Genomic DNA, 17145 nt, shown 5'->3' with positions numbered 1-17145 from the left:
CAGCACAGGGCGTTCTGAGCGCTCAGAAGCCCCGCAACTGCGACCCAGTTGGGTTAAAACCCGCTAGACGGTGACGCCGAGCTTCTCCAGGATCAGCTCCTTGACGCGGCCGGCGTCGGCCTGGCCGCGGGTGGCCTTCATGACGCCGCCGACGATCGCGCCGATGGCCTGCAGCTTGCCGGCGCGGATCTTCTCCGCGACGTCGGGCTGCGCGGCCAGGGCTGCGTCGATGGCTTCCAGGAGCGGGCCGTCGTCGGAGACGACGGCCAGGCCGCGCTTCTCAACGACCTCGGCCGGGGTGCCTTCGCCGGCGAGGACGCCGTCCAGCACCGCGGAGGCCATCTTGTTGTTGATCTTGCCCGCTTCCACCATCTTGCTCAGCTCAACGATGGTGGCCGGCTCGACGCCCAACTGGCCGGGATCGACGTCGGCGTTCTTGGCGCGGCCCACGATCTCACCCATCCACCACTTGCGGGCCACGGAAGCCGTGGCGCCGGCGGCGATGGTTTCCTCGATCTCGTCCAGCACGCCGGCGTTGACGACGTCGCGGAACTCTAGGTCCGAGTAGCCCCAGTCCTGCTTGAGCCGCTTGCGGCGTTCGGCCGGCGGCTCGGGCAGCGTCGCGCGGAGCTCTTCCACCCATTCCCGGGAAGGAACAACGGGAACCAGGTCCGGCTCCGGGAAGTAGCGGTAGTCGTCGGCGTCGGACTTGGCCCGGCCCGACGTCGTCGTGCGTGTGTCCTCGTGCCAGTGGCGGGTTTCCTGGATCACCGGCTCGCCGGAATCCAGGACGGCGGCGTGGCGCTGGATCTCGTAACGGACGGCATGCTCGACGGCGCGCAGCGAGTTCACGTTCTTCGTCTCGGAGCGGATGCCGAAACGTTCGCGGCCGTGGGGGCGCAGCGAGACGTTGGCGTCGCAGCGGACGTTGCCGCGCTCCATCTTGGCGTCCGAAACGCCGAGGTTCTTGACGATTTCACGCACGGCGGCGACGTACGCCTTGGCGAGCTCGGGGGCGCGGGAACCGGCTCCCTCGATCGGCTTGGTGACGATCTCCACGAGCGGAACGCCGGCACGGTTGTAGTCCACCAGCGAGTATTCCGCACCCTGGATGCGTCCGGCGGAGCCGCCCAGGTGGGTCAGCTTGCCGGCGTCCTCCTCCATATGCGCGCGCTCGATCTCGACCCGGAACACGGTGCCGTCCTCGAGTTCGATGTCCAGGTAGCCGTCATACGCGATCGGCTCGTCGTACTGGGACGTCTGGAAGTTCTTCGGGGTGTCCGGGTAGAAGTAGTTCTTCCGGGCGAAGCGGCAGGATTCGGCGATTTTGCAGTTCAGTGCCAGACCGATCTTGATGGAGGACTCCACCGCAGCCTTGTTCACCACGGGCAGGACGCCGGGCATGCCCAGATCCACCTCGTTGACGTTGGTGTTGGGCTCATCGCCGAACACGTTGGGCGCGGAGGAGAACATCTTGGTCTTCGTGTTGAGTTCAACGTGGACCTCGAACCCCAGGACGGGATCGTACTTCTCCATGGCTTCTTCGAAGCTCAGGGTCGCGTCAGCGGTCATTATTTTGCCTCCTGGGTTTCGACCAGCTCAACCAACTGCGGTGCCTTGTCCAGCAACGGGCCGCCCCATTTGGCTTCCAGCAGGGATTCCAGGACAGCGCCCACCCGGTAGAGGCGGGCGTCCTCGCGGGCCGGCGCCAGCAGCTGGATGCCGACGGGCAGCCCGTCCTCGTCGGCCAGGCCGCCGGGCAGGGACAGGCCGGGAACGCCGGCCATGTTGGCGGGAATGGTGGCGACGTCGTTCAGGTACATGGCCAGCGGGTCATCGAGCTTCTCGCCCAGCTTGAACGCCGTGGTGGGCGCCGTGGGGGAAATCAGGACGTCGGCCTTGGCGAAGGCGGCCTCGAAGTCACGCTGGATCAGGGTGCGCACCTTCTGGGCGGAGCCGTAGTAGGCGTCGTAGTAGCCGGCCGACAGGGCGTACGTGCCCAGGATGATGCGGCGCTTGACCTCGTCACCGAAGCCGGCGGCGCGGGTGGCGCCCATGACGCGCTCGATGGTCAGCGGCGGCTCCTCGGGGAGCACGCGCAGGCCGTACCGGACGCCGTCGAACTTGGCCAGGTTGGAGGAGGCCTCGGACGGCATGATCAGGTAGTAGGCGCCCAGCGCGTACTGGAAGTTGGGGCAGGACACCTCAACGATCTCCGCGCCCGCCTCCCTGAGCAGCTCCAGCGACTCGTTGAAGCGGTTCTCGACGCCGGCCTGGTAGCCCTCGCCGTGGAGCTCCTTGATGATGCCGATCTTCATGCCGTCCACGTTGCCGAGGCGCGCCGCAGCCACGAGGTCGCCCAGCGGGTCCGTCAGGGAGGTGGAGTCGTGCGGGTCGTGGCCGCCGATGACCTGCTGCAGCAGGGCCGAGTCCAGGACGGTGCGCGAAACCGGGCCGATCTGGTCCAGCGAGGACGCCATGGCGATGGCGCCGTAGCGGGAGACCCCGCCGTACGTGGGCTTGACGCCAACGGTGCCGGTGACGGCGCCGGGCTGGCGGATGGATCCGCCGGTGTCCGTGCCCAGCGCCAGCGGCGCCTCAAAGGCTGCGACGGCGGCTGCCGACCCGCCGCCCGAACCGCCGGGGATGCGGTCCAGGTCCCACGGGTTGCGGGTGGGGCCGAAGGCCGAGTGCTCGGTGGAGGAGCCCATGGCGAACTCGTCCAGGTTGGTCTTGCCCAGGATCGGCATCTTCGCGGCGCGCAGCTTCTTGACGACGGTGGCGTCGTACGGGCTGTGCCAGCCTTCGAGGATCTTGGAGCCTGCCGTGGTGGGCTGGCCGATGGTGACGATCAGGTCCTTGACGGCGATCGGAACGCCGGCGAGCTCGTGCAGCTCCTCGGCGGCCTGCCCGCCGGCGGCGCGGATGGCGTCCACCTCGGCGGCGACGGCGAGTGCTTCCTCGGTGTTGACGTGCAGGAACGCGTTGACGCCGCGTTCTCCCCCGTCGACGGCGGCGATGCGGTCCAGATGCGCCTGCGTGACCTCGACGGCAGTGACCTCGCCGGCTGCGAGCTTCGCGGCCAGCTGGGCCGCCGAAAGACGGATGAGTTCCGTGCTGTTAATTTCAGTCATGTTCTAGTCCTCGTCCAGGATTGCCGGGACCTTGAAACGGTCTGCGTCCGAGTCCGGAGCGCCGGAGAGTGCCTGCTCCGCGGTGAACGTGTGGCCCACCTCGTCCTCGCGGAACACGTTGCTCAGCGGAATCGGGTGCGAAGTAGCCGGAACGCCGTCACCTGCGGCCTCACTCACGGACTTAACCGCGTCCACGATGACGGCCAGTTCGCCGGCCATCCTGTCCAGCTCTTCAGCACTCATCTCAATGTGCGCGAGCCGCGCTAGGTGCGCGACGTCGTCGCGGTTGATCGCAGCCATGGATCTCCCTGCAAGTTCGGAATGGGTTTCCGAACTAGTCTACTGTCACGTTGCCCTGCCGACTTCCGCCCCGACAACGCCAAATGGCAGTTCGCGGCGGTGTTTTGCATAAACACTGCCGCGAACTGCCATCTCGCCGTCCGGGGGCCGGCTGGTTTGTTAGTGGATGCCGATGGCGCCGGTCAGGATTCCTACTCCCAGCATGACCAGGGCCACCACTGCGCTGCGCCACAGGACCTTCTTGTGGTGGTCGCCCAGGTCCACCTTGGCCAGGGAGACCAGCAGCAGGATGGCCGGAACCAGCGGGCTCTGCATGTGGAACGGCTGGCCGGTGATGGAGGCGCGGGCCATCTCGGCGCCGCTGATGCCGTAGTGGGCAGCGGTCTCGCTCAGGACGGGCAGCACACCGAAGTAGAAGGCGTCGTTGCTCATGAAGAACGTCATGGGAATGCTGAGCAGGCCGGTGATGACGGCCATGAACGGCCCCATGCTGGACGGGATGATCTGCACCAGCCAGGCGGACATGGCCTCAACCATGCCGGTTCCCTTCAGGACGCCGGTGAGCACCGCAGCGGCCATCACCATGCTCACGACGGCGACGATCGACGGCGCGTGGGCAATGAGCTGTGCGCCCTGGTCCTTGACGTGCGGGAAGTTCACCAGCAGGGCGATGGCGGAGCCCACCATGAAGACGTACGGCAGGGGCACGAGGTCGGCGACGAGCATGCCCATGACGGCGACGGTCAGGGCCAGGTTGAACCACTGCAGCTTGGGGCGCAGGGTCTTGCGGTTGGGGTCCAGGGCGGTGTCCGCCATGGCGGTGTCAGTGTCATCGACCAGGATCTCGGTGCGTTCCAGGACGGCTACGGACGAACCTTCAGGGGAACCGCCGACGGCGGGGCCTCCCGTTGCGGGGACAGGTGCGGAACCACGGCCCGAACCACCGCGGCCGGTGCGGCCGCCGACGGCGGGGGCGCCGCCGTCGAACCCTTCAGCCGTTTCCGGCGTTCCCCAGATCTCCGGCTGGGTGGCGCGGAGGCGGTTGCGTTCCTGCAGGCCGAGGATCCAGGCGAAGACCAGTACGACGGCGAGGCCGGCGATCAGCGAGGGGACCATCGGAACGAAGACGTCGTTGACGTCGATCTTCAGGGCGCTGGCGGCGCGGGCCGTGGGTCCGCCCCAGGGAACGATGTTCATGGTGCCGTTGGCGAGGCCGGCGACGCAGGTGAGGACCACCGGGCTCATCTTCAGGCGGAGGTAGATCGGCAGCATGGCGGCCGTGGTGAGGATGAAGGTGGTGGAGCCGTCGCCGTCGAGGGACACGGCAGCAGCCAGCAGCGCGGTGCCCAGGACCACCTTGGCGGGGTCATTGCCGAGCTTGCGCAGGATGAACCGGACCAGCGGATCGAACAGCCCGACGTCGATCATCAGGCCGAAGTAGATGATGGCGAACATCAGCAGCGCTGCGGTGGAGGTCATGGACTTCATTGAGTCCATGACCATGTCGCCGATGCCGAGGCCGGCGCCTGCGAAAAGACCGAAAACGGTGGGGACGATGATCAGCGCCAGCACCGGCGTCAACTTCTTCGTCATGATCAGCACCATGAAAACCGCGATCATGGCGAATCCAAGTAATACCAGCACAGCCGGCTCCTTCTAAGTGAACAGCACCACCCCGGTGTGATGCGTACTACAGAGGTTAGAGTGGCCCCGGTCACGGCAGTGCCTTTGGCTCAATTGATTGGCATACTGCTTATTGGGAGCATTTTGCGCATTTTGCTCAAACGCCCTGCTGCCAGCCTGAAACCCGTCCTGCAGCCCGTTCGACCTACGTCAGGAGCGCCATGATGAGCCCCGCCGGCAGGCTTCCGCTCAGGTTCTCCACCCAGACCTTGCTGCTGCAGCTGGGCGTGGTTCTGCTCGTTGTGCTCCTCAGCGGCGCGGTGCATGCGTGGCTGACATTCGAACGGCTGGGCCGCGAGGCGGAGAACCAGGCTCTGACCCTGGCCCGGACTGTGGCCTCGGACCCCTCGGTACGCGCCAACGTGCAGGCCATCAGCCGGCAGGCCGGCACTCCCCCGCCCGCGGAGCTGAAGGCCGGCCCGCTGATGGCGGTGGCAGAAGGTGCCCGCGCCCGTACCGGTGCCCTGTTCGTGGTGATCACCGACGAAACGGGGCTGCGGCTGGCCCATCCCGACGCCGACCGGCTGGGTGAGCGGGTCAGCACCGACCCGTCCGAGGCGCTTGCCGGCCGCGAGGTGACCACCCGCAACACCGGCACGCTGGGCCCGTCGGCCGGGGCTAAGGTCCCGGTTTTCGCGCCGGGCGCGGCCTCTGGTGCGGGTTCGGGCCCGGGTCCGGGTCCCCGCCCGGATTCCCGGACCGTCGTCGGCGAGGTGAGCGTGGGTTACTCCACGGAGTCAATCGGGCAGAGCCTGGCCCGGGACATCGTGCCGATCGTGCTGACCGCGGCCGGCTCGCTGGCCGCCGGCGTGCTGGCTTCGTTCCTGCTCCGGCGCCGGCTGCAGCGGCTCACGCTCGGGCTCGAACCCGAGGAGATCGGCGCGCTGGTGCATGACCAGGTGGCGGTCCTGGAAGGGGTGGACGAGGGGGTCGTGGGCCTCTCCGCCGACGGCCGGATCAGCGTGTTCAATGCCGCCGCCCAGCGCCTCCTCGGCCAGCCCGACCTCGCCGGCCAGGTGTGGCAGGACGCCCCGGTACCGGCCCGGCTCAAGGCCCTGACCCTGCCCGATGCCCGCGAGGGCGAGGCGGTGGAACTGGTGGCCGGCGAACAGGTCCTCGTGGCCAGCGCCCGGAAGGCGCTGCACCGCCGCGAGGACCTGGGCTGGGTGGTCATGCTGCGCGACCGCACCGAACTCCAGCACCTGACCCGTCAGCTCGACGCCGTGGGGACTATGTCCACCGCCCTGCGCGCGCAGCGGCATGAGTTCGCCAACCAGCTGCACACCATCGCCGGGTTCATGAGCATCGGCCAGCACCAGCAGGCGCGCGACTACCTTGAGCGGCTCGCCGCCACTGGCCCGCTGAAATTCCCGGTGGACCAGGCCGAACTGCTGCAGGACCCCTATCTGCAGGCGTTCATCGGTGCGAAGGGCGTGGAGGCCGACGAGCGCGGGGTATCGTTGCGGATCGGGCCGGAAACGCTGGTGCGCGGCCAGGTGACGGAGCCGCAGGACGTCACCACGGTACTCGGAAACCTCATCGACAACGCCGTCAACGCCGCAGTGGCCGGCGCCGCCGCCGACCGCTGGGTGGAGCTTGAGCTGCTGGATGAGCCGGGCGACGGCGGCGGTACCCTGCACGTCGTCGTCGCCGATTCCGGGGACGGGCTGCCGGACGGCGGCAATCCGGAGGCGGTATTCGCGGAGGGATTCACGACGGCGGCCGGCAATGGTCTCCGGGGGCCGGTCCGGGCCGGGGGCGGCCAGGGCCTGGGCCTGGCCCTGGCGCGCCAGCTGGCACGGCGGCGCGGAGGCGACGTCACGGTGCTGGAGCTGGGGAACGTCGGCGGCCCGGGCGCCGTCTTCATGGCCACACTGCCGGGCACCACGACGGCAACAACCCCGGCGCGGAAAGACTGATGGAGACCGGACAAGACTGATGCAGACCGGACGGAAGGACGAGGATGTCTGAGGATTTCAGGGTGCTGATCGTGGATGACGACTTCCACGTCGCCAAGCTCCACGCGGCCTATGTGGATTCCGTGGCAGGGTTCCTGGCGCTGCCGCCGGCGGGTTCGGCGTCGCTGGCGCTGCAGTCCATCCACAGCCTGCGCCCGGACCTGGTGCTGCTGGACGTGTACCTGCCGGACGCGTCGGGGCTGGATCTTCTGCATCAGCTGGACGTGGACACGATGATCCTCAGTGCGGCATCGGACGCCGCGTCGCTACGGACGGCTTTCCGGCGCGGCGCGCTCGGGTACCTGCTCAAGCCATTCACGGCCGAGTCGCTGTCCCAGCAGCTGCGCTCCTATGCCAGGTACCGGCGGATCCTCGGCCAGCCGGGCGCCGTGGACCAGGAAACCGTGGAGCGGGCGAAGCGGGCGCTCATTCCGGGCGACGTCTCTCCGTCGGCGAAGCCGAGGTCCGCGACGGAGGCGGCGGTGCTGGAGTCGCTGATTCCCGGCGAGCAGTATTCGGCGGCCGACGTCGCAGGACGGGTTGGCGTGTCCCGGGCCACCGCGCAGCGGTACCTGTCCTCGCTGGCCGACGACGGCGCCGTCGAGATCCAGCTCCGCTACGGCACTACCGGCCGGCCCGAGCACCGCTACGGCCTCCCGGCGTCGTAAGCGCGAACTGGCAGCTGATGCCCTCAAAATGCGGATTTGAGGGCATCTGCTGCCAGTTCGCGCGTGGTGGGGAGGCTAGCTGGCGCTCTTCTGGGCAACGAGCTCGATCTCCACGAGCATTTCCGGGTCCAGGAACGGCAGCACGTGGACCAGCGACAGCGTCGGGCGGATCTCGCCGAAGACTTCGCCGTGCGCACGGCCGGCGTCCTCCCACTTGCTGATGTCCGTCAGGTACAGCTTCGACTGCACGACGTCGGCGAGCGCAAATCCGGCGTCCGCCAGGACGGTCTCCAGCTTCTGCAGGATGAACTGGGTCTGCTCGTAGAAGTCGCTTCCGACAATGCCGTTCTCGCCGCTGGCAGAGGTGGCCGAGATGTAGAGCGTGTTGTCCACCTGGACAGCGCGGGAATAGCCGAGCTTCTGTTCCCAGACCGAGCCGGTGCCAAACGTCTTGCGCATGCTGCTGCGCCTTTCACTAGGGGTTTTAAGTCGGCTCCACTCTAGGCGGGCTGGACGTCCAGCCTGAAAACCAGCAGCTTTATGTCGGTGCCGGGCACATACCAGTCGCGCTCGGGCGCCCGCCGGAAACCTGTCTTCCGGTACAGCCCGTGGGCGCTCTCCCAGTCCCCGCCGGTGGTCAGTGCCACGGCACGGATCCCGTCCAGCGATCTGGCGTGCGCAATGATCGCTTCGACCATGGCACGGCCGGCGCCGCTGCGCTGCACGGCCGGATCCACCACCAGCATGCGGAACTCAAGTTCGTCGTCCAGCGCGATATCGGCATACTTCTCACCGGCCAGCGCCAGAGTCACCGAGCCGACGATCGTGCCGGCGCGCTCCGCCACCCAGATGGTGGCCCGGTCGGCACGGGTGGCCACGTCCTGGATCTGCTTCATGTACGGATGGTCCGCGGTCTGGAAGTAGCCGGCCGCCAGATAGGCGTCCCGGGTAATGCGGGCGATGGCCGCAAAGTCGGCGGGGACGGCGGGACGGACGGTGATCTGCGGCTGCACCCGTCAATGGTAGTGCCGGCTAACCGATGCGCCCTGCGAAACAGCTGTTTCCGTGACTGATCTATCACGTTCCCGACAGTGTTTCCGGCCGCGGTCCGGCGAAGTTCCAGCGACCTTGCCGAAGGGTCCTGGAGAGGCTTCCGGTGTTACGCAGCGAGGCTCCGGAAGGCTTCGAATAACCCGACATTGCGCCTTTCTTGCGGCGGATTTCCGGGAGTTTCGGCATGCGACCCGCACGCTGGCGGCACGCATCAGGGACGTGTTTAGTGGTGTCCACCCACCCGCACCGCCAACCGAGGAGGATCCCCATGCCGCCGCACTTAAACCATCCGAAACGTCCCACCCGCCGTCAACTGCTGGCCTGGGCCGTTGCGCTTCCCGCCATTGCCGCCCTGACAGCCTGCAGCGTCCAGGCCACTGCAGCCGGGGAAACAGACTCTGATGCGCTGAAGGCGCCGCTAGCTTCCGAAGTCCCGGCCGGCACAGAATTGGTGGTGGGCGATCCGACCACGCAGGTGGCGCTGGAGCTGTCCGGCGAGATCGACAACTTCACTTTCCCCATCAAGTTCGCCAATCTGTCCGGCGGCCCCCAGACCACGGAGGCGTTCCGGGCCAAGGCCCTCGACGTCGGCTCGGTGGCGGACATCCCGCCGATCCACGCAACATGGACTGGCCTGGACGTGAAGATCGTCGCCAGCCACTACCGGGCCGACGCGGTCCGGTTCCCCGTCTACGAACTTGGCATCGCGCCGAAGGCGGGAATCAGCAGCCTGGCCGACCTTCGGGGAAAGAAAATCGCCTACAGCCCGGGCCAGGCGCAGGGCGCCCTGGTCCTGCGGATTCTGGAAAAGGCGGGGCTCAAGCAAACCGACGTGAAGCTCGTGGAGCTGCCCAGCACCGGAGACGTCTATCCCACCGCGCTGGCGGCAAAACAGGTTGACGCCGCGCCTTTGGGCGGGGTCAACATCAAGCGTTACCTGGCCAAGTACGGCGGCGAAGGTGCCACCACCATCAGGCACGGCCTCCGCGACGATCCCGGCCACCTGTACGCTCCCGTCCAGGTGCTGCAGGACCCGGCTAAGGCGGCCGCCCTTCGCGAATACGTGCAGCGCTGGGGTGCCGCGCAGCGCTGGATCGAGGACCACCCCAAGGAGTGGCGCGACGGATACTACGTCCGCAACCAGAATCTGAGCGCCGAGGACGGCGACTACCTCATCAAGGCCGCCGGGCGGAAGGACATCCCCACCTCGTGGACGGAAGCCATCGCCCGGCACCAGCAGACCATCGATCTGCTGGCGCGGGAACAGCAAAAACCGCAGTTTGACGCCCACAAGCTCTACGACACACGGTTTGAATCCATCGGCGGCACCGCCTTCGCAGGTGCGGGCGCCTCGCCGGCAGCGTCGGCCGCCACTCCATCTACGGCGGCCACCGGAGCCAAGCCGTGACCGCTACCGTGCTGGTGCGGAAACTGGCCGCAGGCGCTGCACGAACCACCCACGCCTCCGGTCAGCCGGGCCGAGGACCCGGCGGCGGGGAGGAATTTGGCCCGTCCAGGGCTGCCGACCGCCGCCCGCTGACCAGGCGGCTGGGCCCTGGACCGCGGCGCCGGTTCGCCGCCCTCGCCGGCCCCGCACTGCTTCTGGCCGCCTGGTGCCTCGCCTCCGGCACGGGCCTGCTTGACCCGCGCATCCTCTCCGAACCCTGGACCGTCGTCGCCACCGCCGGCGAGCAGCTTGCCTCCGGGAAACTGCAGGAGCACCTGGGCATCTCGGCGCAGCGTGCGGCCCTGGGGCTGTTCTTCGGGATCGTCCTCGGCGTCGTCCTGGCCCTGGCTGCCGGGCTCAGCCGCGTCGGGGAGGCTCTGGTGGACGGGCCCGTGCAGATCAAGAGGGCCATCCCCTCCCTGGCGCTCCTGCCCCTGCTTGTCCTGTGGTTCGGGATCGACGAGACCATGAAGGTCCTCACCATCACCCTCGGTGTTTTCGTTCCGATCTACCTGCAGACCCATGCCGGACTCCGCAGCATCGAAACCAAATATGTAGAGCTGGCCCAGACAGTGCGGCTGAGCCGCCTGGCCTTCATCAGGAAAGTGGTGTTGCCGGGGGCCCTGCCCGGGTTCTTCCTGGGCCTGCGCTTCGCGGTCACCGGCGCCTGGGTCTCCCTCGTCGTCGTCGAACAGATCAACTCAACCAGCGGCATCGGCTACATGATGGAGCTCGCCCGCACGTACGGCCAAACCAACATCATTGTCCTCGGCCTCGCCGTCTACGGGATCCTCGGGCTCCTCTCGGACGGCGCCGTCCAACTCCTGCAACGAAAGGCACTGTCATGGCAACTAACGATGGCCGGCTGACCCCAAACGCCGAAACGGCAACGGTCAGCGTGCGCGGCCTCGTCCGCGGCTACGGACCGAAGGGCGTCCTGAACGGTGTGGACCTGGACATCGCCCCCGGCGAGTTTGTGGCGCTCCTGGGCCCGAGCGGCTGCGGCAAGAGCACCCTGCTCCGGGCCCTGGCAGGGCTGGACCATGAGGTGAGCGGAACCGGAACCGTCACCGTTCCCGCCAAGGTCTCCGTTGTCTTCCAGGACTCCAGGCTGCTCCCCTGGGACTCAGTGCTGGGAAACGTCACCCTCGGCCTGCAGGATCACGACGCCGAGGAACGCGGCCGCCGTGCGCTCGCCGAAGTGGGACTCGCCGGACGCGAACGGGCCTGGCCCCATCAGCTCTCCGGCGGGGAACAGCAGCGCGTTGCACTGGCCAGATCCCTGGTCCGCGACCCCGAACTGCTGCTGGCGGACGAGCCCTTCGGGGCGCTGGATGCACTGACCCGCCTCAAGATGCACAGCCTGCTCGCGGACCTGGTGGCTGCCCACCAGCCTGCCGTGCTGCTGGTCACCCACGACGTGGATGAGGCTATCGCGCTGGCGGACCGCATCGTGGTGCTGGACCACGGCAAGGTGGCGCTGGAACGCAAGGTTATCTCGGGAACCAACCGCGCTCCGGACGACGCCGGCTTTGCGGGCCTGCACGCCGACCTGCTGGGAGCCCTGGGCGTAAACCGCCACCGCGTAGAAGCCGCCGCCTAGAAACCGCTGCCTGGAAACCACAGCCCGGCAGCCCACGCCACGGCACCCCGACACCCCAGACACTTCGAAAAGGACCGCACCATGAGCACCCCAGACCGCACGCTGCACCTGAACGCCTTCCTCATGAGCACCGGACACCATGAGGCATCCTGGCGGCTGCCGGAAAGCAACCCCCTGGCAGGGACCGATGTCCGTCACTTCCAGCACCTCGCCGCCATCGCCGAACGCGGAAAGTTCGATTCCGTGTTCTTCGCCGACTCCCCCGTCATCTTCGGCGATGTGGGCCGGCGGCCCGCCGGACGGCTGGAGCCCACCGTGCTCCTGACGGCCCTGGCCGCCGTCACGGAGAAGATCGGCCTGATCGCCACGGCCTCCACAACGTACAACGATCCCTACAACCTGGCGCGGCGTTTCGCCTCGGTCGACGTGGTCAGCGGCGGCCGCGCCGGCTGGAATGTGGTGACGACGGCGGGCCCTGACGCCGCCCGCAACTTCGGCATCGATGACCAGCCGTCCCATGCAGCACGCTACGAGCGGGCGGCTGAGTTCCTCGATGTGGCCGGCAAGCTGTGGGACAGCTGGGACGATGACGCCGTGGTCGCGGACAAAGAGTCCGGGGTCTGGGCCGATCCCGGCCGGGTCAGGCCCATCAACCATGCCGGCAAGCACTTCAGTGTGCAGGGGCCGCTGAACGTACCGCGCTCCCCGCAGGGCTATCCGCTGCTGGTTCAGGCGGGCTCGTCCGAGGACGGCAAGGACCTCGCGGCCAGGTATGCCGAGGCGGTGTTCACCGCCCAGCAGACCCTTGAGGATGCGCAGGACTTCTACTCTGACCTGAAGAGCCGTGCCGCCGCAGCGGGGCGGGATCCGGAGGGGATCAAAATCCTCCCGGGCATCGTGCCGGTGATCGGATCCACTGAAGCCGAGGCCCGGAGCCTGGACCAGCAACTCGAGGACCTCATCAAGCCGGAATACGCGAGGGCCCAGCTGGCAAAGGCTCTGCGAGTGGATCCTGACGATCTTGCCCTGGACCGCCAGCTCCCGGCAGATCTTCCCAACGAGGATGAGATCGAGGGCTCGAAGAGCCGGTACACGCTCATTGTCCAACTTGCCCGCCGGGAGAACCTGACCGTCCGGCAGCTGATCGCCCGGCTCGGCGGCGGGCGCGGGCACCGGACCTTCACGGGGACGCCGGAACAGGTGGCGGATGCCATTGAGCTGTGGTTCCGGAACGGGGCCGCGGACGGCTTCAACATCATGCCGGCGGTGCTTCCGTCCGGGCTGGAGACGTTCGTCGACCACGTGGTCCCGGTGCTCCGGGCAAGGGGCCTGTTCCGCGCTGAGTACACGGGGAACACGCTGCGCGAGCACTACGGGCTGGAGCGGCCCCTGAACCGGTACTCCGGCGCGCTCGCCGTAGCGGGAGTGGCAGGCGCATAACCGCAGCGCTTTGTTTTCGGTATGGACCTGCAGGGTTGGCGGGACCATAATGCCTGCACCGCACCATCCGATGGAGTGCACAACCCATTGAAGTGCACCACCCGGAGGACTTCGCAGCGCATCGGAACGAAGGGAAATCCCATGAACGAGGAAGCTCCGCGACTCGCTGTCGTTCAGCCCGGTCAGGGACGGGAAGCACCGCTTGGCGGCATCGGCGTCGTGTTCAAGCTCTTTGGTGAGGACACAGATCAAAAACTCTCGATCGTGGAACACCCGTTTCCGGTCCGTGCGCTGGTGCCGCCGCATATCCACACCCGTGAGGATGAATACTCCATCGTGATTGAGGGGGAAATAGGATTCCGGTCCGGTGACCGCGAGGCGGTCCTGGGTGCGGGCGGGTACATCACCAAGCCACGGAATGAACTACACACCATGTGGAACGCGGGCAAGGTGCCTGCCCGGATGATAGAGGTGATAAGCCCGGCCGGGTTTGAGCACTTCTTCTGGGGGCTTGCCAACCACATCGAAGCCGGGCTCCCGGACCCCGAGACGATCGAGAAACTCGCGGCCCACTTCGGCCTGCGCTTCGCTGAGGCGCCCTGGCTGCCGGACATTATTGCGCGCTACAACCTGACTCCGCCGCGCATGTGAACCACAAGCCCGGGCCGTAACTGGCCCGGGCCCCGGCGGAGCACCCGGTTAGAGCGGGAACTTGCCGGACATCTCCAGCGTGCCCGCGCAGGTCCAGGCTGACAGCCGTTCCTCGGCGGAGGGCCCGCCGTCGAGCGGGCTGGTGAGCCGCGGCCGCCGCACCCAGCAGCCGGCTTCTTCGGCCACCAGCGCACCCGCGGCGAAGTCGTGCTCGTTCAGGCCCCGCTCACCGAAGGCATCGACAGTTCCGTCGGCGACCATGCACAGGTCCAGGGCAGCTGAGCCGAGCCGCCGCACGTCCGCAAAGCCGTCCACGAAGCCGCCCAGCGCCGCGAACTGTTCCGCGCGCACCTCCGGGTCATAACTGAAGCCGGTGGACAGGATCTGGCCGGTGCGGCCGGGAACCGGACCGGTGAGCTGCACCCGCTTCCCGTCCTGTTCCAGCCACGCGCCCTGGCCCTTGGAGGCGTAGTACACGCGGCCCAACGCGGGTGCGTGCACGACGCCGGCCAGCCATGCGCCGTCGGCATCGGCAACAGCCACGGAGGTGGCGTAGTAGACGATGTTGCGGATGAAGTTGGTGGTGCCGTCAAGCGGATCGATGGACCACCGCAGCCCGGTCGGCTTCTCGGGACGTGTGGTTCCGTGCTCCTCGCCGGTAATCGCGTCACCCGGGCGCGCGGTGCGGATGGCCGTGCGCACGGCTTCCTCCGCGGCTACATCGAAGGCCGTGACCCAGTCGCCGGCTTCGCCCTTGTTGCTGACCGTCCCTGTGTCCAGGGCGCCGTTGCTGCGCCCGGCAAGGACCCCGGCGCCGGCGGCCGCGGCGGCCCTGGCCACGTCGAGGAGCCCGGTCACGTCCACGGGGTCAGTTGAAACTTGCGTCATTCGGAATCCTCCTGGTCGCCGGGATCGGCGGTTGCCTCGGGGTCGTCAGGTTGGTCTTCCCCGGCAGGCGCCGGGCCGGTGGCCAGCAGTTCCCGGAAACCGTCCTCGTCCAGGACAGGCACGCCCAGCTGCTCGGCCTTGTCCCGCTTGGTGCCGGCGTTGTCACCGGCCACCAGATAGCTGGTCTTCTTCGACACCGACCCTGCCGCCTTGCCGCCGCGGACCAGGATGGCCTCCTTGGCCTCGTCGCGGCTGAAGCCTTCCAGGGTTCCGGTGACCACCACGGTCAGCCCCTCGAGGGTGCGCGGAGTGGACTCGTCCCGCTCATCCTTCATCCGGACCCCGGCGGCCGCCCAGCGGTCGACGATGTCGACATGCCAGTCCTCGGCAAACCATTCCTTGAGAGCTGCGGCAATGGTGGGGCCGACCCCGTCCACGCCCGCGAGCTCCTCCTCGGAGGCCTGCCGGATGGCGTCCATGGTGCCGAAGTGGTTGGCCAGGGCGCGCGAGGCCCGGGGACCGACGTGCCGGATGGACAGCGCCACCAGGACGCGCCACAGCGGCTGGGTCTTGGCCTTTTCCAGTTCGATGAAGAGCTTCCCGGTGGTGGCCGTCGGTTTTGAGGGCGTCTTGGCCGTGCCCTTGCTGTAGAAATACGGCACGAGCTCGAACTCGCCGGTGGCAACACCCTTGGACCGCTTCTCGCGCCGGATCCTGACAGGTTCCAGGTCCTCCGGCGTCAGGTCGAAAAGGGCCGCTTCGCTGACCAGCGGCGGGACCTCAGGTTCCGTCGGTTGGGTCAGCGCGATGGCGGCCTCCCAGCCGAGCGCCTCAATGTCGAACGCTCCCCGGCTGGCCACATGGAACACCCGCTCACGCAGCTGCGAGGGGCATGACCTGGCATTGGGGCAGCGGATGTCCACGTCCCCCTCCTTGCCGGGAGCAAGGGGCGTGCCGCAGGACGGGCATTCCGTGGGCATCACAAAATCCCGCACCGGCGGATCCTGCTGGTCCCGGAGTGCCAGCACCGGGCCGACGATCTCCGGAATCACGTCGCCGGCCTTGCGCAGGACCACGATGTCGCCGATCTTGACGCCCTTGGCCTTGACGACGTCCTGGTTGTGCAGGGTGGCCATTCCCACGGTGGAGCCCGCGACCTTGACCGGCTCCATGATCCCGAACGGCGTGACCCGGCCGGTGCGGCCGACGTTGACGGCGATGTCCAGCAGCTTGGTGTGCACTTCCTCGGGCGGGTACTTGTACGCGACGGCCCACCGCGGAACGCGCGTGGTGTAGCCCAGGGCGCGCTGGGTGGCGAAGTCGTCGATCTTCACCACGATGCCGTCGATCTCGTGGAGCAGGCTGTGCCGCTTGTCCCCGTATTTCCCGATGAATGCCAGCACCTCGGCCGGGCTGCCGAGGACCTCGAAGTACGGGCTGACCGGCAGTCCCCACTCCGCCAGGAGCCGGTAGGTCTCCGACTGGCTGGCAGCCTGAAGGCCCTCGCGGGCTCCGATCCCGTGCACGAACATCTGCAGCGGGCGCTTGGCGGTTTCGGCCGGGTCCTTCTGGCGGAGCGAGCCGGCCGCGGCATTACGCGGGTTGGCCAGCGGAGCCTTGCCCGCCTCAATCAGGGCCTCGTTGAATTCAGCGAACGCTTTGGACGGGATGAACACTTCGCCGCGGATTTCCACCTCGGCGGGAAAACCGGTGCCGCTAAGCTGCTGCGGGATCTCCTTGATGGTGAGCACATTGTGCGTGATGTCCTCGCCGGTAGTGCCATCGCCGCGGGTTGCGGCCCGGACCAGCCTGCCGTCCCGGTAGAGCAGGTTGACGGCGAGGCCGTCGATTTTCAGCTCGGTCAGCCAGGCGGCATCCGGATTACCGGACTTGGCAACCCCCGCCTCCGCCTTGGCGATCCAGGCCTGCAGTTCCTCGATGGAGAACACATCCTCCAGGCTGTACATCCGCTGGAGGTGTTCGACGGCGGCAAACGCCGCGGACGCTTCCCCGCCAACCTCCTGGGTGGGCGAATCATTGGAGACGAGTTCCGGATGCAGCGCCTCGAGTTCCTCCAGCCGGCGGAAGAGCGTGTCGAACTCGGCATCGGAGACGAGGGGCTCGTCCTCCTGGTAGTACGCGAAGCGGTACTTCCGGACGAGGTCCGCCAGGTTCTCGTACTCATCCCGTACCGACCCGGAGGGAATGGCTTCCGGCTCAAGCTGGTCAGTTCCGGTGGCTGCGCTGTCTGTGCTCGATATCTGCTCTGTGGGGCCTGATGGTGTGCTCACAGACCTATCTTGCCTTACGGCCCGGACAT

General features: G+C 67.7%; 15 protein-coding genes. 7 read left to right on the top strand and 8 right to left on the bottom strand.

Annotated features, from left to right (window positions below; genetic code table 11):
- Nucleotides 1-63 precede the first annotated feature (63 nt).
- From gatB to ACFRAU_RS21060, 4 genes are all read right to left on the bottom strand, one after another.
- Nucleotides 64-1572: an Asp-tRNA(Asn)/Glu-tRNA(Gln) amidotransferase subunit GatB gene (gatB, locus tag ACFRAU_RS21075; protein ID WP_378001340.1), complete on the bottom strand. Its 1509-nt coding sequence runs from the start codon at nt 1570-1572 to the stop codon at nt 64-66.
- On the bottom strand, nt 1572-3134 hold the full coding sequence (gene gatA / locus ACFRAU_RS21070; protein WP_378001339.1) for an Asp-tRNA(Asn)/Glu-tRNA(Gln) amidotransferase subunit GatA: 1563 nt from the start codon (nt 3132-3134) through the stop codon (nt 1572-1574). The genes gatB and gatA overlap by 1 nt, the downstream gene beginning before the upstream one ends.
- A 3-nt stretch (nt 3135-3137) precedes the next feature.
- Nucleotides 3138-3434 carry an Asp-tRNA(Asn)/Glu-tRNA(Gln) amidotransferase subunit GatC gene (gatC, locus tag ACFRAU_RS21065; protein WP_003802035.1) on the bottom strand — a complete coding sequence of 99 codons (297 nt, stop codon included), beginning with the start codon at nt 3432-3434 and terminating at the stop codon, nt 3138-3140.
- A gap of 159 nt (nt 3435-3593) precedes the next feature.
- The gene (locus ACFRAU_RS21060) at nt 3594-5078 is read right to left on the bottom strand and encodes a CitMHS family transporter (protein ID WP_377994123.1); all 1485 of its coding nucleotides are present in this window, start codon (nt 5076-5078) and stop codon (nt 3594-3596) included.
- A gap of 200 nt (nt 5079-5278) precedes the next feature.
- Here ACFRAU_RS21060 and ACFRAU_RS21055 point away from each other — a divergent pair, with 200 nt between their 5' ends.
- The gene (locus ACFRAU_RS21055) at nt 5279-7036 is read left to right on the top strand and encodes an ATP-binding protein (protein WP_378001338.1); all 1758 of its coding nucleotides are present in this window, start codon (nt 5279-5281) and stop codon (nt 7034-7036) included.
- Nucleotides 7037-7080: 44 nt separating this feature from the next.
- Entirely contained in the window at nt 7081-7743 is a 663-nt protein-coding gene (locus ACFRAU_RS21050) for a response regulator (protein ID WP_377994121.1), read from the top strand.
- A gap of 75 nt (nt 7744-7818) precedes the next feature.
- Here ACFRAU_RS21050 and ACFRAU_RS21045 read toward each other — a convergent pair whose 3' ends face one another.
- Together ACFRAU_RS21045 and ACFRAU_RS21040 are read right to left on the bottom strand one after the other, a co-directional pair.
- Nucleotides 7819-8202, bottom strand: coding sequence for a RidA family protein (locus ACFRAU_RS21045; protein WP_214850445.1), 384 nt, complete (start codon nt 8200-8202; stop codon nt 7819-7821).
- A 41-nt stretch (nt 8203-8243) separates the two neighbouring features.
- Nucleotides 8244-8756 (bottom strand): GNAT family N-acetyltransferase, encoded by a 513-nt coding sequence (locus ACFRAU_RS21040; RefSeq protein WP_378001337.1) that lies wholly within the window; start codon nt 8754-8756, stop codon nt 8244-8246.
- Nucleotides 8757-9064: 308 nt separating this feature from the next.
- On the opposite strand from ACFRAU_RS21040, the gene ACFRAU_RS21035 reads away from it, so the two are divergent.
- The 5 genes from ACFRAU_RS21035 (at nt 9065) to ACFRAU_RS21015 (ending at nt 13937) form a co-directional block, all read left to right on the top strand.
- Nucleotides 9065-10204, top strand: a complete 1140-nt coding sequence (locus ACFRAU_RS21035; RefSeq protein WP_378001336.1) for an ABC transporter substrate-binding protein — start codon at nt 9065-9067, stop codon at nt 10202-10204.
- Nucleotides 10201-11112, top strand: coding sequence for an ABC transporter permease (locus ACFRAU_RS21030; RefSeq protein ID WP_378001335.1), 912 nt, complete (start codon nt 10201-10203; stop codon nt 11110-11112). Before ACFRAU_RS21035 ends, ACFRAU_RS21030 begins: the two co-directional genes overlap by 4 nt.
- Complete coding sequence (locus tag ACFRAU_RS21025) at nt 11088-11846, top strand: ABC transporter ATP-binding protein (RefSeq protein WP_377994116.1); 759 nt, start codon at nt 11088-11090, stop codon at nt 11844-11846. Before ACFRAU_RS21030 ends, ACFRAU_RS21025 begins: the two co-directional genes overlap by 25 nt.
- Nucleotides 11847-11927: 81 nt before the next feature.
- The gene (locus ACFRAU_RS21020; protein ID WP_378001334.1) at nt 11928-13286 is read left to right on the top strand and encodes an LLM class flavin-dependent oxidoreductase; all 1359 of its coding nucleotides are present in this window, start codon (nt 11928-11930) and stop codon (nt 13284-13286) included.
- Between the two features lie 141 nt (nt 13287-13427).
- On the top strand, nt 13428-13937 hold the full coding sequence (locus tag ACFRAU_RS21015; RefSeq protein WP_378001333.1) for a cupin domain-containing protein: 510 nt from the start codon (nt 13428-13430) through the stop codon (nt 13935-13937).
- 48 nt (nt 13938-13985) lie between these two features.
- On the opposite strand, the gene ACFRAU_RS21010 is transcribed toward ACFRAU_RS21015, so the two are convergent.
- Nucleotides 13986-14825 (bottom strand): inositol monophosphatase family protein, encoded by an 840-nt coding sequence (locus ACFRAU_RS21010; RefSeq protein ID WP_377994113.1) that lies wholly within the window; start codon nt 14823-14825, stop codon nt 13986-13988.
- Nucleotides 14822-17086 carry an NAD-dependent DNA ligase LigA gene (gene ligA / locus ACFRAU_RS21005; RefSeq protein WP_378001359.1) on the bottom strand — a complete coding sequence of 755 codons (2265 nt, stop codon included), beginning with the start codon at nt 17084-17086 and terminating at the stop codon, nt 14822-14824. The genes ACFRAU_RS21010 and ligA overlap by 4 nt, the downstream gene beginning before the upstream one ends.
- Between the last annotated feature and the right edge of the window lie 59 nt (nt 17087-17145).

The organism is Arthrobacter sp. NPDC056691 (assembly GCF_042791415.1).
GTDB lineage: Bacteria > Actinomycetota > Actinomycetes > Actinomycetales > Micrococcaceae > Arthrobacter.
This window is presented reverse-complemented; position numbering and strand designations above follow the sequence as displayed.